The organism is Streptomyces sp. NPDC007983 (assembly GCF_042958345.1).
Taxonomy (GTDB): Bacteria; Actinomycetota; Actinomycetes; order Streptomycetales; family Streptomycetaceae; genus Streptomyces.
The window spans coordinates 36,420-62,789 of sequence record NZ_JBIBJI010000030.1; the positions used below are offsets into that span (position 1 = coordinate 36,420).

Genomic DNA, 26,370 nt, shown 5'->3' on the forward strand with positions numbered 1-26,370 from the left:
GGGTTAACTTCAACTTAATAGCCATGCAGATTTCCGTGATTGTACTTCATGCTCTCCACGCCCACTGTGGATCACACCCCACACGGAAGAGCCGTCTGGGTTTCCACGAGGAGTCTGTTGTGTTGCGTCTGCAGGGCGAGATGATCCGCGGAGGAACCAGCAAGTGCTGGATCTTCGACCGCCACGATGTGGTGGCGAGCGGTGTGGATGCCGACACCTTGCTGCTCGCCGCCTACAACGCCGCCGACCCCCGCCAGATCGACGGTGTCGGCGGTGCCTCCTCCACCACCTCCAAGGCCGCGATCGTGCAGGCGTCGCCCGAGCCGGGCATCGACGTCGAGTACGCCTTCGCGCAGGTCGGCATCGGTGACGAGCACGTGGAGTGGACCAGCAACTGCGGCAACTGCGCCACCGCCGTCGCCCTGTACGCCGTCCACAACGACCTGGTGCGGATCACGTCGGACTCCACCACGGTGCGGATGCTCAACGTCAACACCGGGGCCCGCCTCAGCGGCACCATCCCCACCCCCGGAGGCGCGGCGCCCGACGAGGGCGTGGCCGCGGTGCCGGGCACTGCCGCGCTCGGTGTGCCGGTCCTGCTCGGTTTCGAGGACCCGGCGGGTACGACCACGGGGCGCGCCCTGCCGACCGGCCGCGCCCTGGACACCCTGGCCGGGCCCGCCGGCCCGGTCGAGGCATCCCTGGTCGACGCCGGCGCCCCGGCCGCCTTGTTCGAGGCCAAGGCATTCGGCCTCGACGGCACCGAATCCCCGGCCGAGTTCTCCGCGGCGGTGCCCGCGCTCACCGTGCTGCGCCGCCGGGCCGCCCTGACCATGGGGCTGGCCGAGGAGAGCGATCCCGTGGGCCACGCCGTACCGAAGGTCGGTGTCGTCGCGGGACCTGCCCCGTACCGCACCACCCATGGCACCCTGGTCGCACAGGACGAGTACGACCTGGGCGTGCGCATGGTCTCCATGCACGCACCCCACCCGGCGATCGGTCTCACCTCGGCCGTCGCCCTGGCCACCGCGGCCGCCATCCCCGGCACCCTCGCCCACCGCCTCGCCCGGCAGACCGCCGACGGCACGCTGCGCCTGGGCACCCCGGCTGGTGTCATCACCACCCGAGCCGTCCCCGCGGTGGACGGCGCGTCCCCCACGGTGCTGCTGCACCGCGCCGCCCGCCGCATCGCCCGAGCCGAACTTCTCGTTCCCGTCCTGGAAGGACGCCACGCATGAGCCGCAACGACGCCGCGCCGGGTACCGGCACCGCTCCACCGCGCCGCATCCGCCGGCTGCTGTCCCTGCTCTACGTGCAGTGCCTGATCGGTGTCCTCGCCGGGGCCGCCGTCGGCTGGCTGTGGCCGTCGTTCGGAGCCGAGCTGAAACCCCTGGGCGATGGTTTCATCGCCCTGGTACGCATGATGATCGCGCCGATCATCTTCTGTACCGTCGTCCATGGCATCGCCTCCATGGGCAACGCGCGCGCCGTCGGCCGGGTCAGCCTCAAGGCGCTGATCTACTTCGAGGTCCTGACCACCGTCGCCATGGTGATCGGGCTGGTCGTCGTCAACGTCGTCCAGCCCGGCAGCGGACTGCACGTCGACGTCTCCACCCTGTCCACCGAGGGGCTGCCGCCGGAGGCGACCGCGAGCCACGAGAGCTTCGCCGCGTTCGTACTCGCCATGATTCCGGACACCCTGGCCGGCGCGCTGACCGGTCACGAGATCCTGCCGGTCCTTCTGATCTCGGTGCTGTTCGGCTTCGGCCTGAACGCCGCCGGCGAGGCGGGTCTGGGGATCACCCAGGGCATCGAGAAGCTGTCCAAGGTCCTGTTCACGCTCATCCGCTGGATCATGCGGCTGGCCCCGGTCGGCGCCTTCGGCTCCATGGCCTTCACCATCGGCAACTACGGACTGGACACCCTGCGCCACCTCTTCCTGCTGGTCGGCTCCTTCTGGCTCACCGCCCTGTTCTTCGTCCTGGTCGTCCTGGGCACGGTCATGCGGATCAACGGACTGCGTCTGCTGCCCTTCCTCCGCTACATCAGGGAAGAGCTGCTGATCGTCCTGGGCACCTCGTCCAGCGAGCCGGTGTTGCCCCGGATGATGGGCAAGCTGGAGCACGCGGGTGCCTCCAAGCCGGTCGTCGGCATCACGCTGCCCGCCGGGTACTCCTTCAACCTCGACGGCACCGCCATCTACCTGACCATGGGCTCGGTCTTCCTCGGCCAGGCCCTCGGCATCGACCTCAGCCTCACCGAGCAGCTGTCGATGCTCGCCGTCATGCTGGTCACGTCCAAGGGCGCGGCCGGGGTCAGCGGCTCCGGATTCATCGCCCTGGCCGCCACCCTCAGCGCGGTTCCCCACGTACCCGCCGCCGCGCTGGCGCTCATCTTCGGCGTCGACCGCTTCATGTCCGAGGCCCGCGCCCTGACCAGCGTGGTCGGCAACGGTGTCGCCACCCTGGCGGTGGCCAAGTGGGAGGGGCAGCTCGACGAGGACCGCGCCAAGGCCGTCCTCCGTGGCGAGATCCCCTACACCTCCGCTTCCGATCACACCTCCGAGCCGCAGGCCGACCCCGCACCCGGTGAGAAGCCCACGGAGCCCGACCCGAAGCCGGCGGCCGGGACGGACCGTGAGCCCGTGGCCGCCGCCGGCTGACGTACGTACCCCCCCGCACAGCCGGTCCGGAGCCCCTGCTCCGGACCGGCGCCGCCGTCCGCTCAGAGCGCCGAGAGGTCTACCCTCCGGGTAGTCCTCCGGCGTCGGCAGCGGCTCCTGGGCCGCTTCGGCCAGGTGGCGCTGCTCCTTCACCAGGAGGTGGTCCTCCGTCAGCGGTCCGTCGGCGGGCAGCCCGAGACGTTCGTACTGGCTCGGCGGGGCGTCGTCGGCCCGCATGAGACCGACGAGCAGGTTCGCCATGCGGAGCTCCACCGCGTCGTCGACGATCGGCACGCGCTGTTCCGGGTCGGTGCGCAGGTCGAACAGGAGCGTGCCGAAGCGGTAGGGGTTCACGAAGGTCCGGCCGGCCACGCGGAGGGTGCGGACGCCCTTGGTGAAGTCGAAGGGCTCGGTGAGTTCGAGGCCGGACAGCTCCTCGGGGGTGAAGCGCCCGCGCATGTGGGTCGGCATCAGCGTGTGCTCGTACAGCGGGCCGTTCTCGGCCGGGACCGGCGCCCGCATGTACACCTACCGGCCGTCGGTGACGTTGACGTGCCCGCCGTGGATGCCGAACAGCCCCGCCTCCCGCACCGGTTCGTCGGAGGTCACCGGCAGCGGGGCTCCCCGCATGTCGGCGGGCTGCACCCTGGCCGACGGGCGCCGCGGCATCGAGCCGGGCGACGTCACCGTACTGGCCGGAGTCGCCGCCGACGCCCTCCCCGGCAGAGCGACGATCACGGTCGGTGCCCAGGTCACACGCCCATCCTGCCGACGAACGAAGTGAAGTACGGTCTGACGGATGACGAACCAGCGGAAGCCCCGGGGCCCGTATCGCAAGAGCGCGGAGCGACGGGAACGGATCCTCCAGGCCGCCTACGAGGCGATCGACGAGCACGGAGAACGAGCCTCCATGCAGGACATCGCCGACCGGGTCGGGGTGACGCAGCCCGCGCTGACGTACTACTTCCCCACCCGCGACGACCTGCTCCTCGCGGTCCTGGACCGGCGGGACGTGCTGGGCAAGTCGCTCGCCGGTGGCGCCGGAGAGGACCGGAGCATGATCGACAACATGGTGGCGAGCACGCGTCACACCACCGATCACCCCGGGCTGGCCAAGCTGTACGTCACGCTCTCGGCGGCGGCCACCGACCCGGAGAGTCCCGCGCACGGCTACTTCGCCGAGCGCTACCGGGACCTCGCGGCGGAGGTCACGCAGGACTTGGAGGAGGCACAGCGGGCCGGGGTGATCCGGGCCGACCTACCGGCCGAGCACCTGGCCAGGGCGGTGCTGGCGGTTTTGGACGGCCTGCAGATCCAGTGGATGCACGGCCCCGCGGTGGACATCGCCGCGGTCGCCAAGTCCTTCACGCGGATGCTGATGCCTCCGGCCGGCTCCGGTCCGGAAACCGAGCCGGAAGAGTGATCGGCCGGCCCTCGACCGGCCCGGCTTTCGCGTGGTGGCGGCCTCTCGCCGTAAATTTTTAAGAGTGCTAGATTTTGGGTGCCGCACACCACGGGAGCACCCATGCCGCTTGATCCTTTCCTCGCCGGGAAGACGCACCTTCTCCAGGGCCTCAGCTGGGAGGACGCCCAGGCCGACCCGGATGCCATGGCCAGGTTCACGGAATACTTCCGCGATCCCGGCGAGTGGACCATGCCGGACGTCTCCGTCGAGAACCGCACCGTCCCCGGACCCCACGGAGAGGTCCCCGTCCGGACCTACACCCCCAGCGGCGAGCCTCGCCGCGCACTGCTGTGGCTGCACGGTGGCGGGTTCATGGGTGGTGATCTCGACATGCCGGAAGCGCACCTGGTGTCTGCCGAACTCGCCTCCCGCGCCGAGGCGTTGGTGGTCTCCGTCGACTACCGCCTGGCCGTCAACGGCACGCGCTACCCGGTTCCCGTCGACGACGCGCACGCCGCGTGGCGCTGGCTCACCGAAACCCACCCGCCGCGGTCCGGTCCTGTCGGCCTCGGGGGCGCGAGCGCGGGTGCCGCCCTCGCCCTGTCCACCGCGATCCGCCTGCGCGACCAGGACGAACCCCGTCCGGACACCCTGCTGCTCGCCTATCCCTTCGCCCACTTCCCGACCCCGGCTCTGGACGACGAGACCGCGGCCGGGATGCGGGACCTGCCGGCGCTCCTGCGGTTCACCACCGCGTCGATCGAACACATGGTGGGCAACTACGTGGGCCGCCTGACCGATCTGCCGGCGGCCGCGATGCCCGGGGCGGCGAACCTCGACGGTCTTCCCGCCACCGGCATCGTCCTGTCCGAGTTCGACGACCTCCGGCCGTCCGGCGACCTGCTCGCCCGGCAACTGGAGGAGTCCGGTGTCCCCGTCCGAACGCACCTCGCGGTGGGCATGACGCACGGACACCTGAACCGGGGCCCCTCCCTCAAGGAAGTCGACCGCTCGCTCGACTTCTTCGTGACCACGCTCTCCGGCTGACCACCCGCCACCACCCGGCCGGCTCCGGCGGGGAGACGCAGCCGGCCGAGTGGCCACGGGGAGGACCGGTCCGGGATGGCGACCACCCCGGCGAACAGCAGAAAACCGTTGGTGTAGCTGTCGTCGGAGTAGAAGGCGGTGCCCTTCATCACCTTGCTCTTCTGCGCGACGACCACGAAGGCCACCTGGGTGAGCACGCCCTGCAGAACACCCTGCATCATGCTCTGCGCGCCGTTGCCCAGCGCCTGTTCCTCCGGCCTCACCGATTCGATGCCCCGCTGAGCACGCCGATCGACATGAGCTGGGCGACGCTGTAGTGGAACTGGGACATGAGGGCGACACCGGCGGCCACCAACGTGCCACCGGTCCAGCCCAGACCATCGGAGAGGCCGGGGATGTCGGGCATGAGGACGAGCAGGTTCAGCACGCTGCTCTGGGCGTAGGAGTCGTCCTGGGTCCCGGAGTGAACATCAAACGGTCCCCGCTGTGCGGGCGCAACTTCGAGTACCACTCCGAGGACCCCCTCCTGTCCGGTGTGCTGGGTGCCGCGTTCGTACGGGGCCTGCAGGCCCAGGGCGTGGGAGCGACCGTCGAACACTTCGCCGCCAACAACCAGGAGACCGGCCGGATGGGCGTCAGCGCCGACGGCGACGAGCGCACCCTGCGCGAGATCTGCCTGGCGGCCTTCGAACGCATCGTCACCGAGGCGCATCCGGCCGCCTACAACCGGATCAATGGCGTCCCGGCCCCGGAGAACCGATGGCTGCTGACCGATGTGCTCCGCACGGAGTGGGGCTTCCCTGGAGCGGTCGTCTCGGACTGGGGCGGCGTCGGCCACCGAGTGGCGGCCCTGGCCGCGGGCCTCGACCTGCAGATGCCCGGCCCGGACACCGCCAACGACGCGGCGATCGTACCGGCGGTGCGTGCCGGCGTGCTGGACGAGGCCCTGGCCGACGCGAGCGTACGGCGTGTGGCCGTCCTCGCGACACGCGCCGTCGCCCCGGAACCCGAGGCGACCGTACCCGCCGAACACCACGCCCTGGCACGTGAGATGGCCGCGGACTGCGTCGTCCTGCTGCCCTGACGTCCTCACCTATACGACGCCAGCGCTGGACAGCGATGTCGAGGTCATCGGCCAGATCGGAGAGCAGGTCGTCGGCCGGGTCGGCGAGCTTGGCCGCGATTTGCTCGTCCAGGTACGTCATGAGCGCGCCGGGGGCGGCCCGTGAGTCTTCGGGGGACGCGTCCCGGCGGACCCCGCCGCGCTCTTGCTCTGGAAGAACGCGTGGTCCTCGTAGGGCACGCCGAGCAGTTCGCAGATGACGAGGGACGGCAGCGGCAGCGCGAGGGCGGCCACCAGGTCGGCGGGTTTCGGTCCGGCCGGCATGGTGTCGATGAAGTCGTCGGTCATCATCTGGACGGCGGGCCGCATGGCCTCGATGCGTTTGATGATGAACGGGCCGGTGACCATCCGGCGGATGCGGGCGTGTTCGGGGTCGTCCATGTGGAGGAAGGCGGGTCAGAAACGCGCCGGTGTCCCCGCTGGGGAGTTCGGTGGTGGCCACCGGGCACTGCTCGCGCAGCTGCTTCCAGGCGGCAGGCGGGTCCAGCGGTCCTTCGGTGGGCAGCGGCAGACGGACGACCTGGTCGTTCTGGCTCATCTGACATCTCCATGGATGGCGAAGGCGTGTGCGCGACGATATCTTAAATCAATCCATTGATTTAAGATATGGGAAGGGGGGTGCCCCGGTGTGCTGTTGCGTAGGCTTCCGGCGTTTGATCTCGCCCGGCTCGGGCGAGGGTCTGTGGCGGCTTGTGGGGCCGGTCGTCGCGGAGTTTGTGAGGCCCCGAATGTGGTGGTGATGATGGCAGACAGGACGAGGCAGGATGAGCGGGTCGCCGCGACGCGGGAGGCGTTGCTGAGCGCGGCGGAGCGGTTGTTCGCCGAGCGCGGGGTGCACGCGGTGGCCAACCGTCAGATCAGCGAGGCGGCCGGGCAGGGCAACAACGCCGCGGTCAGTTACCACTTCGGCACCAAGGTCGACCTGGTTCGCGCCATCGTTCGCAGGCACGCCGGGCAGATCGAGGGGATCCGGGGGCGGCTGCTGGCCGGCATCGGCGACTCCGCCGATCTGCGGGACTGGGTGGCCTGTGCGGTCCGTCCGACCACCGAGCATCTGGAGGCTCTGGGCAGCCCCAGTTGGTACGCGCGGTTCATCGCCCAGGTCACGGCCGACCCCGCGCTCTACGCGATCACCACCGACGAAGTCTCCGTCGCCGCTCCGTCGATGTACGCGCTGCAGGAGGGCATGAACCGCTGTCTGCCCGATCTGCCTGCCGAGGTGTACGAGGAGCGCGCCGCCATGACGCGCCATCTGATCACGCAGATGGCCGTCGAAAGGGAGCGCGCCCTCGCCGACAACGCCCCTATCTACTCCCGCGCGACGTGGTCCGAGGTCGCCACCGGTCTCATCGACGTGATCGTCGCGTTGTGGCAGGCGCCCGTCACGCACGACTCCTGATCGGCGGGCGGCTCCGGCCGAGATCGATTAAACCACCTGCTTGACTTTTTTAAATCGTCGGATTTACTTATCTCGGGAGGCGACGCGCCGACCCGCGGCCGTAGCCGGATCACGTCCCGTCGGGCGGCGGCCGCATCGTGCTCCCCGTTCGACCGGCCCGGCCGAACGCGGAGCAGAGGAGAGGACAGCGGTCATGACCAGCGCGCAGAGTTCCGTCGGGGGGAACCCGGCCAAGATCCCCGACTTCCCGATGACCAAGTCGGCGGGCTGCCCGTTCGATCCGGCCCCGGAGCTGTACGCCCAGCGGCAGGAGGGCCCGCTGACCCGGGTCCGGCTGTGGGACGGCAGCACCCCGTGGCTGGTCACCGGCTTCGCCGAGCAGCGGGCCGCGCTGGCGGACCCGCGGGTCAGCGCCGACGCCGACCGTCCCGGCTACCCCCACACGATGCCGCTGCCGCCCGGCGGTGTGAAGCGCAGCTTCATCGGGATGGACGATCCGGAGCACGCCCGGCTGCGCCGGATGGTCACCGCGCCGTTCGCCGTCAAGCGTGTCGAGGCCATGCGCCCCGCGGTGCAGAGGATCGTCGACGATCTGATCGACGACCTGCTGGCCGGGCCGAACCCCACCGATCTGGTCGAGGCGTTCGCCCTGCCGGTGCCGTCACTGGTCATATCCGAACTGCTCGGCGTCCCCTACGACGACCACGCGTTCTTCCAGGAGAACAGCAAGACGATCATCCAGCGGACGTCCGCCCCCGAGCAGCGGCAGGCGGCCCACGCGGCATTGACCGAGTACCTGGACGGCCTGGTCGGCGAGAAGCTCGACGCTCCCGGTGACGACCTGCTGTCCGGGCTGGCCGAACGGATCGCGGCGGGGGAGCTGACCCGGCCCGAGGCGGCCCGGATGGGCACTCTGATGCTGATCGCCGGGCATGAGACCACCGCCAACATGATCGCCCTGGGCACGCTGGCCCTGCTGGAAAACCCCGACCAGCTCGCCCTCCTGCGCGGCACCGACGATCCGAAGCTGGTCGCCTCGGCCGTGGAGGAGCTGCTGCGCTACCTGAACATCGTCCACAACGGGCGGATGCGCGTCGCACGGGAAGACCTCGGGATCGCCGGACGGACCGTACGCGCCGGCGAGGGCCTGATCATGCCCAACGAGATCGCCAACCGCGACCCCGACGCGTTCCCCGACCCGGACCGGCTGGACATCACCCGCGACGCCCGCCGCCACGTGGCCTTCGGCTTCGGCGTCCACCAATGCCTGGGCCAGCCGCTGGCCCGCATGGAGCTGCAGGTCGTCTACAGCACCCTCTACCGGCGCATCCCCACCCTGGAACTGGCCATCGAGCCGGACCAGGTCCCCTTCAAGTACGACGGCCTGGTCCACGGCGTCTACGAACTCCCCGTGACCTGGTAATCCCGCGAACCTCCCAGGAGTTCGCACCCCATCCCCTTGAACCAACGAAGGAGTATCAGCGATGAAGGTCACCGTGGAAGAGGACAAGTGCTGCGCCGCGGGCACCTGCGTGATGATCGCGCCGGAGGTGTTCGACCAGCGTGAGGAGGACGGCATCGTGATCCTGCTCGACGCGGCGCCCTCCGAGGACCAGCACGACGCGGTGCGTGAATGCGTACAGGTGTGCCCCGCGGGCGCGATCCACGTGAGCGAGGACGCATGAGCATCCCCTCCAGCGTTCTGGTGGTCGGAGCGTCCGCGGCCGGGCTCTCCACCGTGGAAGCCCTGCGGCGGAAGGGATTCCAGGGCGGTGTGACCGTGCTGGGCGCCGAACCGCATCAGCCCTACGACCGGCCGCCGCTGTCCAAGCAGGTCCTCTCCGGCACCTGGGAGGCGGACCGGGCCTTTCTCCGCCGGCCGGAACAACTGTCCGCGCTGGACGCCGACTTCATCCTGAACGACGCGGCAGTCGGCCTCGACGCGGCGGCGCGGACCGTCCATACCACATCGGGCCGTGCGCTGCGGGCCGACGCGATCGTCGTGGCGACAGGCCTGCGACCCCGTACGTTCGCCGGACAGGATGTCCTCGCCGGAGTCCATGTGCTGCGCACGCTCGACGACGCCCTGGCCCTGCGGGCCGAGCTGCTGACCGCCTCCCGCGTCGTGGTGGTGGGGGACGGGGTGCTCGGTACGGAAATCGCCGCCACCGCACGGACCATGGGGGCGTCGGTCACCCTGGCCGGACCCCAGGCCGCACCGCTGGAGAGCCAGTTCGGCCCCCTGATCGCCCAGCACCTCGCCGCACTGCACACCGACCGCGGAGTCGGCCTACGGCTCGGCACCGCCGTCACCGGCCTTGCCGAACACGACGGACACGTCGCGGGAGTGCACCTGGCCACCGGCGAGGTACTGCCCGCCGACGTCGTCGTGGTGGCATTCGGCTCCGCCCCGGCGACGGAGTGGCTCACCGGCAGCGGCCTCAAGATCGACAACGGAGTCGTCTGCGACTCCTCGTGCCGCGCCGCGGACGGCGTCTACGCCGTCGGAGACCTGGCCCGCTGGCACCACGACGGCCTGGGCACCCTGCTGCGCCTGGAGAACCGCACCAACGCCACCGAGCAGGCGAGCCATGTGGCCGCCACCATCCTCGGCGAGAGCCGCCCCTACACCCCGGTTCCGTACTTCTGGACCGACCAGTTCGACGTCAAGATCCAGGTCCATGGCGCGCTGTCGGTCGAAGCCGAAGTGACTGTCGTGGACGGCGACTTGGCGCAAGGCCGCTTCGTCGCGCTCTACCGCCAGGGCGGCACCACGACCGGCGTGCTCGGCTGGCGCATGCCCAAACAGACCCGGCTGCGCCGGCAGGAAGTCGTCGAGACGTTCCAGGGGAGGGAAATCCGATGAAGGTGGCGGTCGACCAGCACAAGTGTGTCGCGTCCGGACAATGCGTCATGAGCGCCGAGCAGATCTTCGACCAGCGTGACGAGGACGGCATCGTGGTCCTGCTCAATGAGAACCCGCCCGCCGGCCAGGCCGACGACGTCCGGCACGCCGCGGCCGTCTGCCCCGCGCCGGCCATCACGATCGAGGAATGAGGGACCGCCCGCGGCCGCCACGACCTGACCCGCCGGCCGGACGAACCATCGGGCGCCGGTTGGGACTACGGCGTGCCGCTGGGCACGACCTGATCGTCGCGGACCTCCGCACGTTCTTCCGCTGAGCGGTCCCCGGCGTTCCCTCCGGCCAGCGGGTCCCGGGGCGACCCGCCACGCGTCCGCCGCAACCCGCTGACCGGGGGCTGCCGTTGATAGGGTCGGTGGCGATGGCGCAACAGAACACATCCACGCTGCCCGCCCCGTTCGCCCGTGAAGAGCAGGCCGACGATATCGCCGTCGTCGGGCTCAGCTGCCGGCTGCCGGGTGGCATCACGGCGCCCGAGGGGCTGTGGGCCGCGCTCGCCGACGGGCGCGATCTGGTCGGTGAGATACCGGCGGACCGGTTCGACACGCGCCGGTTCGTGGACCCCGATCCACGACGGCCCGGCAAGGCGTACTCGGCCGCGGGCGGATTCCTGGAGGACATCACCGGATTCGACGCCGCGTTCTTCGGACTGTCGCCCCGTGAGGCGAGCCGGATGGACCCGCAGCAGCGGCTGCTGCTGGAGATGGCCAGGGAAGCCCTCGACGACGCCGGTATCGACCCGGCGACCCTCGCCGGGTCCGGCTCCGGGGTCCACGTGGGCGTGAGCAACGCCAACTACGGCCAACTCCAGTACGCCCGCCCGGAGGCGATCACGGCGTACACCATGGCGGGCGCGGCGCTCTGCAACACCGCCAACCGGATCTCGCACCTGTTCGACCTGCGGGGGCCGTCCATGGCGGTGGACACAGCCTGTTCCTCATCCCTGGTCGCCCTGCACCAGGCCTGCGCACACCTCCGTGCCGCAGACGCCGGAGACGGCGGCGTCGCGCTCGCCTGCGGGATCAATCTGCTCCTGAGCCCGGGGGATTTCATCGGGTTCTCCAAGGCGTCCATGCTCTCCCGCGGCGGCCGTTGCCGCTCCTTCTCCGCGGACGCCGACGGATACGTCCGCGCCGAGGGCGGCGCGGTGGTGGTCCTCAAGCGCCTCGCCGACGCCAAGGCGGACGGCGACACCGTGCACGCCGTGGTCCTCGGCACCGGAGTGGGCGCGGACGGACGCACCCCCGGGCTCTCGCTGCCCAGCGCACAGGCCCAGGTGCACCTGATGCGCCAAGTGCACCACCGCGCCGGGGTGCGCCCCGAGGACATGTCCTATGTGGAAGCACATGGCACCGGTACGCAGGCGGGCGACCCGATCGAGTGCCGGGCGCTGGGGCAGGCGCTCGGCGCGGGCCGGAGTACGCCGCTGCCCATCGGCTCGGTGAAGTCGAACCTCGGCCACCTGGAGTCCGCGGCGGGCATGGCCGGTCTGCTCAAATGCGTGCTGATGCTGCGCCACGGTGTGATTCCGGCGTCGCTGCACGCCGAACCGCTCAACCCCGCCATCGACTTCTCCACGCTGGGCCTGGAGCCGGTGACCGCGCCGCGGCCCCTGGCCCCCGGGGCACTGGCGGTCAACTCGTTCGGATTCGGCGGGGCCAACGCCCACGCCGTCCTCGGCCCGCCACTCCTGCCCTCCGTCACCCCGCCGCCGGAGGTGACGTCCCTGCCGGTGCTGGTCTCGGCGGCCACCCCGGAGGCGCTCACCGAGGCCGCCACCCGCACCGCCGCCCGGCTCCGGGACACCACCGACGCGTTCTACGACATCGCCTTCACCAGCTGCCTCCGGCGCGGACACCACCGCGAACGGGCCGCCGTCATGGCCGGCAGCGCCGAACAGGCCGCCGCGCTGCTGGAGACCATCGCCGACGGCACCCCCGTGAGCGGGGGAGCGGCGGCGAGCGCGAGCCCGGGGCCGGTGGCGTTCGTGTACTCCGGCAACGGCGCCCAGTGGGCGGGCATGGGCGCGGAACTGCTGGATGCCGAACCGGTGTTCCGCGACGCCGTCACCGAGGTGGACGCCGAACTGGCCGGACACCTGGGCTGGTCGGTGCTGGCGGAGCTGAGGTCCGCGGGGCCGGAGCTGCACCGGACCGAGATCGCCCAGCCGCTGCTGTTCGCGGTGCAGATCGGGCTGACCGCACTGCTGCGGGAGCGTGGCATCAGGCCCGCCGCGGTGGCGGGGCATTCGGTGGGCGAAGTGGCCGCGGCGCACGCCTGCGGGGCGCTGGACCTGCCGTCGGCCTGCCGGGTCATCGCCGAACGCGGTCACGCGCAGGCCGACACCGCCGGTGGCGGCCGGATGGCCGCGGTGGGGCTCCCCGCCGACGAGGTCCCCGCGCTGATCGCCGGCCGGGACCTGGAGCTGGCCGCGGTGAACAGTCCCACCGATGTGACGCTCTCCGGACCCGCCGCGGAACTGGCCGCGCTCGGGGACGAGTTGCTCCGCCGCGGTGTGTTCGTCCGGGAGCTGGACCTGGATTACGCCTTTCACAGCCGGTCGATGGAACCGATCCGGGACCGGCTGCGCACGTCGCTGGCCGGGCTCGCGCCACGAGCCGGTACCGCGGCGTTCGTCTCCACCGTCACCGGCGGGACACTGCCGGGCACCGACCTGGGCGCCGGATACTGGTGGCGCAACATCCGGGAGCCGGTGCTGTTCGGGCCCGCCGTCACCGGGCTGGTGGACGAGCACGGCTGCGGCACGCTCGTGGAGATCGGCCCCCATCCGGTGCTGCTGGGCTATCTGCGCAGGCAGTGCGCCACCGTGGACCGGCCGGTGACCACGGTCGGCACGCTGTCCCGCGAGGCGGCCGGCGCGGCCTCGGTGCGGACCACCTGCGCGGCGGTGCTCGCCACCGGGGCCGAGGTCGGCTGGGACACCTGGTTCCCGGTACGCGGCAAGGTGGTGCCGCTGCCCGCCTACCCATGGCAGCGCGAGCCCCACTTCAACGGCGGCCCGGACTGGTGGTCGGCGCGACCGGGCGGCGGGCAGGAGTCGGGCCACCAGCTGCTCGGCGACCGGCTGCCGACCGTGGAACCAACCTGGCAGACCCCGGTCGAGCCGTCGCGGCACGGCTGGATCGGCGACCACCGGGTGAGCGGGACGGTCGTGATGCCGGGCGCCGCGTACCTGGAGATGGCGCTCGCGGCCGGACGGACCCGCCACGAGGGGGCCGTGGAGGTCACCGGCCTCGACATCGGCAAGGCGCTCGTACTGCCGTGGGACGACGCCGACATGGACACCACCGTGCAGACCCGCCTCGCCGGTGAAGTACTCCGCGTGGCCTCCCGCCGGGGCGAGGAGGACTGGCAGGAACACGCGAAGGGGCGGGTGCGCCGACTGCACGGCGAACCTCCGGCGCCCCTGGACGTGGCGGCCATCCGCGCGGCCGCCCGGACCGAGATCTCCGGTGAACGGCACTACGCACGGATGCGGCAGGTCGAGCTGGCGTACGGAGAGGCGTTCCGCGGTGTCCAGCGGCTCGCCGTGGCCGACGACACGGTGCTCGCCGACTACGCCAACCCCTCCGGGGCGCAGGGGTTCCACGCCCACCCGGCCCTGATCGACTCCACGCTGCAATCCATCGCGGCGCTGCTTCCCCGCGCCGAGAACGGCCAGGTCCACCAGTTCCTGCCCGCCGCACTGGAGCGGGTCCGGTTCTGGCGTACCCCGGCCGACCGGGGCGTGGCACTGATCCGCACGCGCGACCTGACGCTGCGCGAGGCGGTGGTGGACATCACCGTCGCGGACCCGGACGGCACCGTCGCCATGGAGCTGCGCGGAGTCCACGTACGCCGCAACAAGGGAGCCGCGAGCGGCGTCGACCGCATCGTCACCACGCTCCGGGCCGCACCACTGCCCGGGACCACCGGCCCGATCGGGCAGCCGACCGCCACCGCGCTCGCCGCCGCGCGGGCCACCGAAGTGGCGGCGCTGAGCACTGCGGCCCGAAGCCACGACAGCCCCGCCTTCGTACGCCGGGTGAAACACCTGACCGGCCACTTCGTGACGGCCGCGCTCGCCGAACTGGAGGAGAGGGGCGAGCGACCGGCCAACCGCGGGCTGTACGAGAACCTGCGGGCGCTCGCCGAACGGGAAGGCGTGCTCGACCGGACCCCGGAACCGGACCGGCTTCTCGCCGGTCTGCTGCGCGACTTCCCCGCCATGGCGCCGGAGCTGCTCCTGTACGCGCGGTGCGGCCCGCAACTGGCCGGTGTGCTCACCGGAGACGTCGACCCGGTGCGCCTGCTCTTCTCGGACACCGAGCGCCTCGCCGAGCTGCACTACACGACCTCCGTGGTACACCACTACCTGAACCGGATGGCCGGGGAACTGCTCACCGCACTGGTCGACGCCTGGCCCGCGGACCGGCCGCTGCGGATCCTGGAGGTCGGCGCCGGCACCGGGTCCACCACCGCCTGGCTGCTGCCCCGGCTGCCCGCCGACCGCACCACCTACGCCTACACGGACATCTCCAGCGCGTTCTTCCCCCGCGCCCGCCACCGCTTCGCCGGCCACCGGTTCCTCGACTACCGGACGCTGGATCTGGACCGGGACCCCACCGAACAGGGCTTCGGAGCCGCCTCCTTCGACCTGGTGATCGCCGCCAACGTGCTGCACGCCACCACCAATGTGCGCCGGGCCCTCGGCCATGTCGCCGAACTCCTGGACACCGGTGGCCGGTTGCTCGCCGTGGAGTTCCACGACAACGACCTCTTCGCCCCCTGCTACGGACTGCTCCCCTCGGCGACCGGCTTCACCGACACCGATCTGCGCGAGGACACGCTGCTGGCCCGGGACCAGTGGCCCCCAGTCCTGCGCTCCGCCGGATTCACCGACGTGGCCCAGGTCGGCGAGGAGCCCACCTGCTCGGTCCTCCTCGCCGACCGGGGCGAACGCGAACAGACCGCGCCGGAGCCCACGGCCACGGCGCCCGGCCACTTCCTGGTGGCGACCGACGGCCTCGACGACCTGGCCGCATCCGTGGTGGCGCGGCTGCGCGGTCCGGGCCGCTCCGTGAGCCACGTCCACGCCTCCGACGACGCCGCGCGATGGGGCGCCGCGCTGAACGGCACCGAGGAGAGCACCGGGATCCTGGTCATGCTCGGCGACGAGGCCGCTGAGGACACGGCTGACCCCGTCGGCCTGGTCGTCCGGCAGGCGGCGGTCCTCCGGGCGATGGTCACCGCCTGCCAGGCGCTGCCCGAGAGCCGTGAGGTGCACGCCTGGGTGCTGACCACCGGCGAGCGCACCGCCGTTCCCGAACGCCCCGCCCCGGCCGCCGCCTGGGCCCAGGCCCGCACCCTGACCAGCGAGAACCCCCTGCTGAGGGTCCGCAGGATCGCGGTGGCCCCCGGCGCCACCGCGGCGGACATCCGCGCGGAGCTGCTCGCCGGGACCGAGGAGGACGAGGTCGTACTCACCGGGGGCGGGCGCTTCGTACCACGGATCACCGAGCGCCGCCCCGCCACCCGCGCCGTCCGCCCCTTCGCCCTGGCCGTGGCGGACGACGGACCGGCCTGGACGGCGGTGGCCGCGCCCGAACCCGGACCGGGAGACGTGGTCATCGAGGTGCGGGCGGCGGCGCTCAACTACGCCGACATCATGGTCTCCCGGGGACTGGTGCCGCCCATGGCCGCGACACCGGACACCGGGACCCCGCTGCTGGGCCTCGAATGCGCCGGAGTGGTGACCCACGTCGGTGCCGGGGTGACCGACCGGGCCGTGGGCGACCGGGTGATGGTCGCCCAGTCCGGAAGCCTCGCCTCGCATGTGCGCTGCCCGGCCCGGCTCACCATCCCCATCCCCGAGGACATGCCGTTCACCGAGGCGGCCACCATCCCGACGGTCTTCGCCACCGTGCACTACGGCCTCGACTACCAGGCCCGGCTCCGCCCGGGCGAGACGATCCTCGTGCACGGGGCCGCCGGGGGAGTGGGGCTGGCCGCGCTGCGGTACGCCGAACACATCGGGGCCACCGTCATCGCCACCGCGGGCACCCCCGCCAAACGCCAGCTGCTGCGCCTGCTCGGCTACGCACACGTACGGGACTCGCGGAGCCTCGGCTTCGCCGACGAGGTCCTCGACATCACCGAGGGCCGCGGGGTGGACGTGGTGCTCAACTCGGTGGCGGGGGAGGCGCTGGGCCGCGGCATGGAACTGCTGCGCCCGCACGGCCGGTTCGTGGAGCTCGGGAAGCGCGACATCCTCGCCGACAACGCGCTCGCCCTGCGGCCGTTCTCCCGCGACCTGTCCTTCTTCGGGGTCGACCTCACCAGTCTGCTCCAGGGCGACAGCCCGGTGGCCGACCAGATGATCGACGAACTGGCCGGGCACGTCGCATCCGGGGTGTACCGGCCGCTGCCGCATCTCACCTACCCGGCGGACCAGATCGCCGACGCCATGGCCCTGTTGCGGGACTCCCGGCACATCGGCAAGATCGTCATCACGCTCGACCCCGCGGAACCGCTCCCCGTACGCGTTCCCCGCCCTCCCGTGGCCCCGGACCCGGAGGCGACGTACCTCGTCACCGGTGGGCTCGGCGGGTTCGGCGCGGCCACCGCCCTCTGGCTGGCCCGGTGCGGGGCGCGCCACCTGGCGCTGGCCTCGCGCAGCGGCGCCGCCCACCCCGAGGCCCGTGCGGTGCTCGCCCGCATCGCCGAAGAGGGGGCACAGGCGACCGCCTACGCCACCGACATCACCGACCCCGCGGCCACCCGGGAACTGGTGGCCGCGATCGACGCCACCGGCCACCCGCTGCGCGGCGTCATCAACGCCGCCATGGTGCTCGACGACGTCCTCGACGACGCCACCGCCGTGGAACTGGACGACGAGCGGACCCGCGCCGTGGTGAGCCCGAAACTCGACGGCACGGCACACCTGGACCGGCTCACCCGCGGCCGGCCCCTGGACTTCTTCGTCTTCTACAGCTCCATCTCCGCGCTCGCCGGCAACCTCCGGCAAAGCACCTACGCCGCGGGCAACCTGGCGGGCGAGGCGATCATCCGGCAGCGCCGGGCCGCGGGGCTGCCCGGACTGGCCGTCCAGTGGTGCGCCATCTCCGACACCGGCTACGCCGACCGGGCCGGCATGGTCGACACCATGCGGCAGGCCGGGTTCGGGGAACTCGACTCCACGACCGCCACCCGGGTTCTCGGCGAGCTGATCACCGATCCCGGCGCCGACGTCGTCATGGTGGGGAACACGGACTGGGCACAGACCGCGAAGCTCCTCCCCGCCGTCGCCGCACCGCGCTTCGCCGAGATTCTGCCCGCGCCGGACGCCGATCCCCATGAAGCCGACCGGAACATACCGGAGCTGGTGCGCTCGGCGGACGAGCCGGAGGCGCTGGCCCTCGTCACCGAGGTGCTGGTCTCGGCGCTCGCCACGGTGCTGCAGACCACTCCGGAACGCATCGACCCCGACACCCGGCTCGACCAGCTCGGTCTGGAGTCGCTGATGGCGGCCGAGCTGAGCTCCGTACTGCAGCGCAGGCTGGACTGCGTCGTCCCGACGATGGAACTGGCCACCGCGGCCGGTGTCCGGCAGCTCGCCCCACGCCTTCTCGGACGGGCCAGGCGGGGCGCATGACACCGCGAACGCCCTTCCCCGCCCCGGAGCTCAACCGGCTCACCGACCGGCAGACCGCGCGGATCCGGCTCTACTGCGTGCCACCGTCCGGCACCGGATCGGAGTTCTTCCTGCCCTGGACCGCCGCATTCTCCGAACTCTTCGAGCTGGTGGCCGTCGACCTGCCGGGCCGCGGCACCCGCACCGGGGAACCGTCGATCACCGACATCGGCTGGGCCGCCGCCGGTATCGCGGAAGAGATCGCCGCGGACCTGCGGCACCGGCCACCCGCCGACGGTTTCTACGCCGTCTTCGGCCACAGCTTCGGAGCGCTGCTCGCCTACGAGGCCACCCACCGGCTCCGGTCGGCGTCACGCACCGAGCCGGACCTGCTCGCACTGTCCGCCGTTCCACCACCCGACCGCGACGGCCTCGACGACCACATCGCGCGCAACCTCGGCTCCGGGATCGCCGTCATCACCGAGATCATGGGCTGGGAGCCACCGGCCGACGACGCGCTCACGCGCACCGTCTACACCCCGTTCCTCGCGGACGCGGTGGCGCTGCTGCACCATACGCGGCGGGCCTGGCCGCCGCTGCGCGCGCGGCTGAGCGTCTTCGGCGGACTCGACGACCCGATGGTCGATCCCGAGACCCTGCATGAGTGGAGCGCCTGTACGACGGCCGACGCCCGGGTGCACCGCTTCCCCGGCGGCCACCACTATCTGCGCACCCAAGTGGCCGAGGTGGTCGGCCGGCTCACGGACGATCTGCTGGCCGCGTACCGGAATCCGGCGGGCGACTGGTGACCTCGCCCAGGAGCTGCGGACCGTTGTTGCGGGTGTTGTTCACCGCCGTCGAAACGGGCCGAGCGCTCAGGTGGCCGTCCGCGGGCTGAGTGAGCAGGCCGCGCAGCTCGTCGGCGTCGTCGCGGCGAGGGTCGAGCCAGGCATCGTAATGCTCCGGGGCCAGGGCGAGCGGCATGCGCGGGTGGACGCGACCGGCCGCGTCGGTGGCCTCGGTGGTGATGATGGTGCAGGTCATCAGCCAGGCGCCCGAGTCGTCGTCGCCCGCTTCCGGATCGCGCCAGTACTCGTACAGGCCGGCGAGGGCCATCACCTGCTCATCGGTGGGGTGGATGAAATACGGCTGCTTGCGCCTCCTACCGCTCTTGTCGTTCTCGAGCCGCTGCCATTCGTAGAAGCCATCGGCCGGGAGCAGGCAGCGGCGCCGGGCGAAGGCGGTGCGGTAAGCGGGCTTCTCGTGCACGCTCTCCACCCGCGCGTTGATCATGCGGGAACCGATCTTCGGGTCTTTCGCCCAGGAGGGCACCAGCCCCCACCGCAGCGCCCGCAGCTCCCTGCGCACCGACGCCCCGTCGTCGTCCCCGCGCGGTGCGCGCTCGAGGACGGCATAGACCTCGTCGGTGGGGGCGACGTTCCAGTTCGGTTCCAATGTCTCCTCCGAGCGCCAGTCGAGAACGCCGAAGAGCCGGGTCAGGTCCTGCGGACTGCGGGTGGACACATAACGGCCGCACATATCGCCACTGTGCCACGCATCCCCCCCGGGACGGCGGATGGCCCACGCCACCACAGCCGCACAGCATGCCGCGCGCCGCCCGCTTTGAAGGCGGCCCGCCCTGGTAACCCGTCGCGACAGCCCCGGCGGCCGATGAGGGCCCGCCGGTCACCACCCGCTGTGCTGGCCACGCGGAGGAACATGGAACCGCTACTGATCACCTTCGGGCACGGCACCGCCGACCGTGAACAGATCATCCGACTGCTTCATGGCGCCGGCGTCACGGCCGTCGTCGACGTACGCATCGCCCCGGGCAGCCGTCGCGATCCGGACCTGGCCAGGCAGCGGCTGGAGGTGTGGATGCCCGCACATGGGATCGCCTACCGCTGGGAGCCCGACCTCGGCGGCTTTCGCAAACCGCCTCCGGACAGCCCGGACGTGGTCTGGCGCAACGCGTCCTTCCGCGGCTATGCCGCACACACCAGAACGCCGGGTTTCCTCGCCGCCATGGAACGGCTGCTGCACGACGCCGCGATGGCCCGTACGGCGGTGATGTGCGGCGAAGCGGTCTGGTGGCGCTGCCACCGCCGGCTGATCGCCGACTTCGCCGTCCTCGCGCGAGGGACGCCGGTGCACCATCTGACGCATGACGGGAAGCCGCACCTCCATGTGCCGACGCCGGGTGTGCGGCTGCGCGAGGACGGTCTGCTCGTCTACGACGACCTCGCGGCAGCGCACGCGCCGGGCGAACCCCGCCCGTCCTGACGGACCGGATGGGGAGACGCGGCTACGCGTCGCGGTGGAGTCGGGTACCCAGGAGATCTTCCATCGCGGCTGTCATCCCCCCGACGAGGTCGATTCGCTGGTCGATGAGCCACTGGAGTTGGAGTCCGTCCCACACGGCGACAAGGGCCCCCGCGATCGCGCGGGGGTCCCGGCTGTTGGAGACGCGGCCCTTGTCCTGGTCCCGCTGGATGGTGATCGCGAGGGTGGCGATGACCGTCTCGTACCTGTCACGGAACCACTGGTGCGCGGGATGGTCCGGAGCTGAGGATTCCGCGGCCATGAGGGCGAGCAACCGCAGCATCTCCTGCCGCTCGAGGTTGCGGCGAACGTACTGCAGCACGGCGTACGCCACGCCCTCGCTCCGGCTGTCCGACTGGAAGGAGTCGACGCTCGCGAAGTCGGCGTTCTCGAGGACGGCCACGAGGAGCGCGCTTTTGCTGGGGAAGTGGTGCACGACGCTGGTCAGGCTGAGATCGAGTTGTTTGGCGATCTCCCGCAGGGACCCGCCCCGGTAGCCGCGCGCCGAGAAGACGGAGGTGGCGGAGCTGATGATCTCGGCTCGGCGTCGCACGCTCTTGGCGTAGGGGCCACGCCGAGCGACTGGGCGAGTCTCTTCGGTCATGGCACCAACCCTATGGCGGCGCGGCCGCGCCGCGCTCCGCCACCTCCCGCGCGCGCCCCGGTTTTTCGCCCTGTTGAAACTGTGGCACCTGTTCGGTTTTCGCTGTACCGTCTCGCTCACCTACACCACGATGTGCGGAAGGGCCGCTCACGCATCCCTCGGGTGGAGAGGAACATGCGAGAATGTTCAGATCACAAACCGCGAAGACATTCGTTCTCGGATTGGCCGCCGCGCTGATCGTGACCGGATGTGGCCGGACCGGCGCTCAGCGTGGGCAGGAGTCCGCGGGCGCGCCCATCGACAGCTCACCCGCGACCGGCGACATCACGGTATGGGCGATGGGCACGGAGGGTGAGCTGCTGCCCAAGTTGGCCGCCCGGTTCGAGAAGGCGAACCCCAAGGCGAAGGTGAAGGTCACGGCCGTTCCGTGGCAGGACTACGGCAAGAAGGTCGAAACGGCGATCGCCTCCGGTGATACTCCTGACGCCACCTTGGTGGGCACTGCGGATCTCGCGATGTTCGCGACCACGGGCGGGCTGGAGCAAGTCCCGCAGAAGCTCGTCGACGACTCGGCCTTCTACCGGGGTGCCGTCCGCAGCAGTGCCTTCGAAGGGGCCACGTACGGCGTCCCCTGGTACGTGGATACCCGCTCCCTGTTCTACCGCAAGGACCTGGCACGGGCCGCCGGAGTGTCCGCGCCGAAGACCTGGGACGAGTACGGCCCGTTCCTCAAGGCCCTCCAGAAGGAAGGCGCCAAGTGGGGCCTGTCGCTGCCCACCGGCGCGGCGCAGAGCTGGCAGAGCGTGTTGCCCTTCCTGTGGCAGGCCGGCGCCCGGCTCATGAACGAGGACAAGACCAAGTTCACCTTCGACACCCCTGAGGCGCTCAAGGGGCTGGAGTTCTACCAGTCGTTCTTCACTTCGAAGACCGTGAGCCGGAACGGCCCGGTGAGCCTCGGAGAGATCGAGCCGGAGTTCGTCGACGGGTCCACCGCCGCACTCATTTCCGGCCCGTGGGAGCAAGGTCTGCTGAAGTCCGCCGGTGGCACGTCCTTCGTCGACGACAAGGTGGGGATCGCGCCGCTCCCGGCGGGGCCGCGTTCCAACGCCGGCTACATCGGCGGCGGGCACTGGGCGGTGTTCAAGAACGCCGAGAACCGCGAAGGGGCCTGGAAGTTCATCCGGTGGACGGCCCGGCCCGACAGCCAGAAGGCATGGCATGAGCTGTCCGGCGACCTTCCCGCCGTACAGTCGGCCTGGAACGAGGGAAAGCTCGCGACGGACACCGCCCTGGGCGTCTTCCGGTCCCAGCTCAAGACCGCACAGCCGGGGCCGACCGCCATCACGTGGAAGCAAGTCACCGCGGTACTGGACGACGAGATCGAAAAGGTCGCCAAGGGAATCTCCTCGCCGAAATCGGCTCTCGAGCGGATCCAGGCCAAGGCCTCGACGATCGGAACGGGAAACCGGCGATGACTCCGACCGCCTCTGTGAAAGCCCCACCGGACCGCGCCGCCACCCCCCGGCGAACCGATCCGCCAAGGACCGCGTCGGGACGCCTTCGGCGCACGCTGATCGCCTGGGGATTCTGCTCGCCGTTCATCGCGCTGTTCGCCACCTTCGGCGTCTGGCCCGTCGTCTCTTCCCTGTCGATGAGCGTCACCGACATCACCAGCCGGGACGTGCGGACACCCTTCCAGGTCGACTTCGTGGGCCTCGACAACTACAGCGCCCTGTTCTCGGATCCCACGTTCGTCCGCGCGGTCCTCAACACCCTCTATTTCGTCGCCGTGGGAATCCCCCTGACGATGGTGATCGCCCTCGCTCTCGCCGTCGCACTGAACTCGGGGATTCAGCGCGCGAAGGCACTTTTCCGGGTCGCGTACTTCGCCCCTGTGGTGACCAGCATCGTGGCCATCGCAGTGGTGTGGAGGTACCTCTACAAACCGGACGGGATGATCAATTCCATCCTTGCCGGCATAGGAATCCACGGCCCCGACTGGCTGAACGATCCGGACTGGTCGATGCCCGCGCTCATCCTGATGGCGGTGTGGCGCCACTTCGGCATCCCCATGGTGATCTTCCTGGCGGGACTGCAGGCGGTGCCTGCCGAACTGTACGAGGCGGCGCGCATCGATGGCGCTACCCGCCGGCGCGCCTTCCGCAGCATCACCCTGCCGCTTCTCAGGCCGACCACTTTGATCGTGGCGGTACTTCTGAGCGTCAGCTACCTCCAGTTCTTCGAAGAACCGTTTGTGATGACCAGTGGCGGTCCGCTGGACACCACGACATCGATCAGCTACTACGCGTACCAGCAGTTCGGCTTCGGTAATTACGGCTTGGCCTCTGCCGCCTCGTACGTGCTGGTGGCCGCGATCGCGCTGCTCAGCTTCGTTCAATTCCGCATCTTCCGAGCGAAAGCCTGACATGATCACCACGACCGCAAGGACGGTTCCGGTCGACCGCGCCGTCAGCGCACGCCGACGCATCCCGACTTCCCGCATGCTGCTGTACGGCGCCTTGACCCTGGGTCTCCTCGCGACGCTGGCTCCGTTCGCCTGGATGTTTCTCGGGTCGGTCAAGCCGACTGGCGAAATCGTCGCTCATCCGAGTTCCTGGCTCCCGGACGCTCCGACGCTTGTCAACTTCGACCAGTTGCTCTCGAAGCAGAACTTCGGACTGTACTTCTTCAACAGCGCGCTGGTCGCCCTGGCTTGCGTCCTGGGGAATCTGCTGTTCTGCTCCATGGCCGGGTATGCGTTCGCGAAGATCGAGTTCGCTGGAAAACGCCTTCTGTTCAGCCTCGTCCTCACCATGCTGATCATTCCGGGCGTCACCACTTTCGTACCGCTCTTCGTCCTGGTCAGCAACATGGGCCTGAGCAACTCCTACCTCGGGTTGATCCTGCCCTTCCTCGTGACGCCGCTCGGCGTGTTCCTCATGCGCCAGTTCATCCGGGACATCCCGGATTCCCTGGTCGAGGCGGCCCGCCTCGACGGTGCCGGTGAGGTACGGACGTTTCTCCGGGTGATCCTCCCGCTCTGCCGTCCTTCTCTCGCGACGCTGGCGATCCTGACGTTCCTCGCGCAGTGGAACAACTTCCTGTGGCCACTGGTGATCGCCCAGACCGAGGAGCACTACACACTGCCCGTCGCGCTCGCGTTGTTCTCCGTGGGCGCCAACGGCACCAACTACGGCCTGCTGCTCGCCGGCGCGGTAACCGTCGTCACACCGATCGTCCTCCTCTTCCTGGCCCTCCAGAAACATTTCGTCCAGGGAATCGCCAACACCGGCATCAAATAGCCGGAATTCCGCCGGGGCCGACTTCATCGAAACATCGCGTGACAACACGCGAAGAACAGGAGAACCGAAGATGCTTCGCCCGCAGGACGGCCCCACACGCGAACGCCGCTCACTGGGCGGTCTGTGGAGGCTCCGGCTCGACCCGGAGGGAGCCGGCCGCACCGAAGGCTGGTGGCGCTCGCCCCTCACAGCGGCCGTGGACATCCCGGTACCGGCCAGCTACAACGACATCTTCCCTGACGCGACAGTCCGCGACCACGTCGGCGACGCGTGGTACCAGACGAGCGTATGGGCGCCGGCCCGGTGGGCAGGGGAGCGGATCGTCCTGCGCTTCGACGCGGCCACACACCGCGCCACCGCCTGGATCAACGACACCGAGGTCGTCACACACGAAGGCGGCTACACACCGTTCGAGGCCGACGTCACCGCACACCTGCGCCCGGGAGCCGAGAACCGTGTCACCGTCGTGGTCAACAACGAGCTGACGTGGGAGTCGATACCGCCGGGCCGCATCGAGGAACGTTCCGACGGCCGCCGGACACAGCGGTACTTCCACGACTTCTTCAACTACGCGGGTCTGCACCGGCCGGTCTGGCTGTACACCACCCCCCGTACGCACATCAGCGACATCACCGTGGCCACGGGCTTCGAGGCCACGACCGGCGTGGTCGACTACCGGGTGGACAGCACCGGGGAGGCGGACACGGTCCGCGTGGCGTTGCGCGACGCCTCCGGCGCCGAGGTGGCCACCGCCACCGGTGCCGTCGGCACACTACGCGTGCCCGACGTGCATCCCTGGGCACCGGGGGACGGCTACCTCTACGAACTGGTGGCCACGCTGTCGGACACGTCCGGCGACATCGTCGACGATTACCGCCAGTCCGTCGGCGTGCGCACCGTGGAAACACGGGGCAAGCAGTTCCTGATCAACGGAAACCCCTTCTACTTCAAGGGATTCGGCAAACACGAGGACGCCGCGGTGCGCGGCAGGGGCCACGACGACGTACTGATGGTGCATGACTTCGCGCTGCTGGAGTGGACCGGCGCGAACTCGTTCCGGACCTCGCACTACCCCTACGCGGAAGAGGTCCTCGACTATGCCGACCGCCACGGCGTGGTCGTGATCGACGAGACCGCGGCGGTCGGCCTCAACCTCAATATCGGCGGAGGCGTCTTCAAGTCCGGCAAGGTGACCACGTTCTCCTCCGACACCATCGGCGAACGCGCCCAGCGCACCCATCTGCAGGCGATCCGGGAACTCGTGGCGCGCGACAAGAACCACCCCAGCGTCGTCCTGTGGTCCCTCGCGAACGAGCCCGACAACGTCCAACCGGAGGCGCGCGACTACTTCGCCCCGCTGGCGGCCGAAACCCGCCGCCTGGACCCGACCCGGCCCGTCGCCTACGTCAACGCGCTGATGGGCTCACCGGACCAGTGCGCGGTCACCGACCTGTTCGACGTCGTACTCCTCAACCGCTACTACGGCTGGTACTTCGGCCCCGATGACCTGGCAGCGGCCGAGACCGAGTTGGAGGCCGAACTGCGGCAGTGGGCGGAGCGGCACGACAAGCCCATCGTCATCACCGAGTACGGCGCCGACACCTACCCCGGCCTGCACAGCGCCGTGCCCAGCCCCTGGACGGAGGAGTACCAGACGGAGCTGCTCGACGTGTATCACCGGGTATTCGACCGGGTCGACGCGGTGGTGGGAGAACAGATCTGGCACTTCGCCGACTTCGCCACCGCGCCCGGCGTCTTCCGCGTCGACGGCAACAAGAAGGGCGTCTTCACACGCGAGCGCCGCCCCAAGAGCGCCGCCTTCAGCCTGCGCGCCCGATGGCGAAAGGCCGACTGACCACGGGAGAGAAGGCGGATCACGTCAGTCGGCGCGGCCTTCATCGCACTGCATCCGCCTCCCGGTCATCCGGCCGGGTCTGACCGCACAGCGGG

At 70.5% G+C, this 26,370-nt stretch carries 21 protein-coding genes and 1 pseudogene; 18 read left to right on the plus strand and 4 right to left on the minus strand.

The annotated features are described in order from the left end of the window. Positions 1-119 precede the first annotated feature (119 nt). The 5 genes from ACFZCY_RS42095 to ACFZCY_RS42115 all read left to right on the plus strand — a co-directional run bounded on the left by ACFZCY_RS42095 (position 120) and on the right by ACFZCY_RS42115 (position 5,114). Positions 120-1,238, plus strand: coding sequence for a PrpF domain-containing protein (locus ACFZCY_RS42095; RefSeq protein WP_391186288.1), 1,119 nt, complete (start codon positions 120-122; stop codon positions 1,236-1,238). Continuing rightward, positions 1,235-2,662, plus strand: coding sequence for a C4-dicarboxylate transporter DctA (dctA, locus tag ACFZCY_RS42100; protein ID WP_391186290.1), 1,428 nt, complete (start codon positions 1,235-1,237; stop codon positions 2,660-2,662). Before ACFZCY_RS42095 ends, dctA begins: the two co-directional genes overlap by 4 nt. A 391-nt stretch (positions 2,663-3,053) precedes the next feature. Then, positions 3,054-3,446 carry a hypothetical protein gene (locus tag ACFZCY_RS42105; protein WP_391186293.1) on the plus strand — a complete coding sequence of 131 codons (393 nt, stop codon included), beginning with the start codon at positions 3,054-3,056 and terminating at the stop codon, positions 3,444-3,446. 15 nt (positions 3,447-3,461) lie between these two features. After that, entirely contained in the window at positions 3,462-4,085 is a 624-nt protein-coding gene (locus ACFZCY_RS42110; RefSeq protein ID WP_391186296.1) for a TetR family transcriptional regulator, read from the plus strand. Between the two features lie 102 nt (positions 4,086-4,187). Beyond that, entirely contained in the window at positions 4,188-5,114 is a 927-nt protein-coding gene (locus ACFZCY_RS42115; protein WP_391186299.1) for an alpha/beta hydrolase fold domain-containing protein, read from the plus strand. Between the two features lie 259 nt (positions 5,115-5,373). Here the strand turns inward: ACFZCY_RS42115 and ACFZCY_RS42120 are convergent, their stop codons facing one another. Further along, positions 5,374-5,541, minus strand: coding sequence for a hypothetical protein (locus ACFZCY_RS42120; RefSeq protein ID WP_391186301.1), 168 nt, complete (start codon positions 5,539-5,541; stop codon positions 5,374-5,376). 36 nt (positions 5,542-5,577) lie between these two features. On the opposite strand from ACFZCY_RS42120, the gene ACFZCY_RS42125 reads away from it, so the two are divergent. Continuing rightward, a complete protein-coding gene (locus ACFZCY_RS42125) occupies positions 5,578-6,198 on the plus strand; it encodes a glycoside hydrolase family 3 N-terminal domain-containing protein (RefSeq protein WP_391186304.1) in 621 nt (206 codons plus the stop codon). 49 nt (positions 6,199-6,247) lie between these two features. Here the strand turns inward: ACFZCY_RS42125 and ACFZCY_RS42130 are convergent. Further along, a pseudogene (locus tag ACFZCY_RS42130) lies at positions 6,248-6,630 on the minus strand (cytochrome P450); the annotation flags it as partial. 349 nt (positions 6,631-6,979) lie between these two features. On the opposite strand from ACFZCY_RS42130, the gene ACFZCY_RS42135 reads away from it, so the two are divergent. The 7 genes from ACFZCY_RS42135 (at position 6,980) to ACFZCY_RS42165 (ending at position 19,001) form a co-directional block, all read left to right on the plus strand. After that, on the plus strand, positions 6,980-7,636 hold the full coding sequence (locus ACFZCY_RS42135; protein WP_391186307.1) for a TetR family transcriptional regulator: 657 nt from the start codon (positions 6,980-6,982) through the stop codon (positions 7,634-7,636). Between the two features lie 193 nt (positions 7,637-7,829). Continuing rightward, the gene (locus ACFZCY_RS42140) at positions 7,830-9,059 is read left to right on the plus strand and encodes a cytochrome P450 (protein ID WP_391186310.1); all 1,230 of its coding nucleotides are present in this window, start codon (positions 7,830-7,832) and stop codon (positions 9,057-9,059) included. Positions 9,060-9,120: 61 nt separating this feature from the next. Then, positions 9,121-9,321, plus strand: coding sequence for a 4Fe-4S domain-containing protein (locus ACFZCY_RS42145; RefSeq protein ID WP_391186313.1), 201 nt, complete (start codon positions 9,121-9,123; stop codon positions 9,319-9,321). Beyond that, on the plus strand, positions 9,318-10,502 hold the full coding sequence (locus ACFZCY_RS42150) for an FAD-dependent oxidoreductase (protein WP_391186315.1): 1,185 nt from the start codon (positions 9,318-9,320) through the stop codon (positions 10,500-10,502). The genes ACFZCY_RS42145 and ACFZCY_RS42150 overlap by 4 nt, the downstream gene beginning before the upstream one ends. Beyond that, on the plus strand, positions 10,499-10,693 hold the full coding sequence (locus ACFZCY_RS42155; protein WP_391186318.1) for a 4Fe-4S domain-containing protein: 195 nt from the start codon (positions 10,499-10,501) through the stop codon (positions 10,691-10,693). The genes ACFZCY_RS42150 and ACFZCY_RS42155 overlap by 4 nt, the downstream gene beginning before the upstream one ends. A gap of 227 nt (positions 10,694-10,920) precedes the next feature. Continuing rightward, on the plus strand, positions 10,921-18,213 hold the full coding sequence (locus tag ACFZCY_RS42160) for an SDR family NAD(P)-dependent oxidoreductase (RefSeq protein WP_391186321.1): 7,293 nt from the start codon (positions 10,921-10,923) through the stop codon (positions 18,211-18,213). Next, positions 18,210-19,001, plus strand: a complete 792-nt coding sequence (locus ACFZCY_RS42165) for an alpha/beta fold hydrolase (RefSeq protein WP_391186324.1) — start codon at positions 18,210-18,212, stop codon at positions 18,999-19,001. Before ACFZCY_RS42160 ends, ACFZCY_RS42165 begins: the two co-directional genes overlap by 4 nt. Here the strand turns inward: ACFZCY_RS42165 and ACFZCY_RS42170 are convergent. After that, positions 18,952-19,731, minus strand: a complete 780-nt coding sequence (locus ACFZCY_RS42170) for an SOS response-associated peptidase family protein (RefSeq protein ID WP_391186327.1) — start codon at positions 19,729-19,731, stop codon at positions 18,952-18,954. The two genes, ACFZCY_RS42165 and ACFZCY_RS42170, sit on opposite strands and share 50 nt — an antisense overlap. Before the next feature lie 180 nt (positions 19,732-19,911). On the opposite strand from ACFZCY_RS42170, the gene ACFZCY_RS42175 reads away from it, so the two are divergent. Then, positions 19,912-20,475 (plus strand): DUF488 family protein, encoded by a 564-nt coding sequence (locus tag ACFZCY_RS42175; protein WP_391186330.1) that lies wholly within the window; start codon positions 19,912-19,914, stop codon positions 20,473-20,475. Positions 20,476-20,497: 22 nt separating this feature from the next. Here ACFZCY_RS42175 and ACFZCY_RS42180 read toward each other — a convergent pair whose 3' ends face one another. After that, positions 20,498-21,067, minus strand: a complete 570-nt coding sequence (locus tag ACFZCY_RS42180; RefSeq protein WP_391186333.1) for a TetR family transcriptional regulator — start codon at positions 21,065-21,067, stop codon at positions 20,498-20,500. 233 nt (positions 21,068-21,300) lie between these two features. On the opposite strand from ACFZCY_RS42180, the gene ACFZCY_RS42185 reads away from it, so the two are divergent. The 4 genes from ACFZCY_RS42185 to uidA all read left to right on the plus strand — a co-directional run bounded on the left by ACFZCY_RS42185 (position 21,301) and on the right by uidA (position 26,275). Then, complete coding sequence (locus ACFZCY_RS42185) at positions 21,301-22,593, plus strand: extracellular solute-binding protein (RefSeq protein WP_391186338.1); 1,293 nt, start codon at positions 21,301-21,303, stop codon at positions 22,591-22,593. Further along, a complete protein-coding gene (locus ACFZCY_RS42190; RefSeq protein WP_391186341.1) occupies positions 22,590-23,543 on the plus strand; it encodes an ABC transporter permease subunit in 954 nt (317 codons plus the stop codon). The genes ACFZCY_RS42185 and ACFZCY_RS42190 overlap by 4 nt, the downstream gene beginning before the upstream one ends. Position 23,544: 1 nt before the next feature. Then, entirely contained in the window at positions 23,545-24,420 is an 876-nt protein-coding gene (locus tag ACFZCY_RS42195) for an ABC transporter permease subunit (protein ID WP_391186345.1), read from the plus strand. A 70-nt stretch (positions 24,421-24,490) separates the two neighbouring features. Continuing rightward, positions 24,491-26,275 carry a beta-glucuronidase gene (uidA, locus tag ACFZCY_RS42200; protein WP_391186348.1) on the plus strand — a complete coding sequence of 595 codons (1,785 nt, stop codon included), beginning with the start codon at positions 24,491-24,493 and terminating at the stop codon, positions 26,273-26,275. Positions 26,276-26,370: the final 95 nt, after the last annotated feature.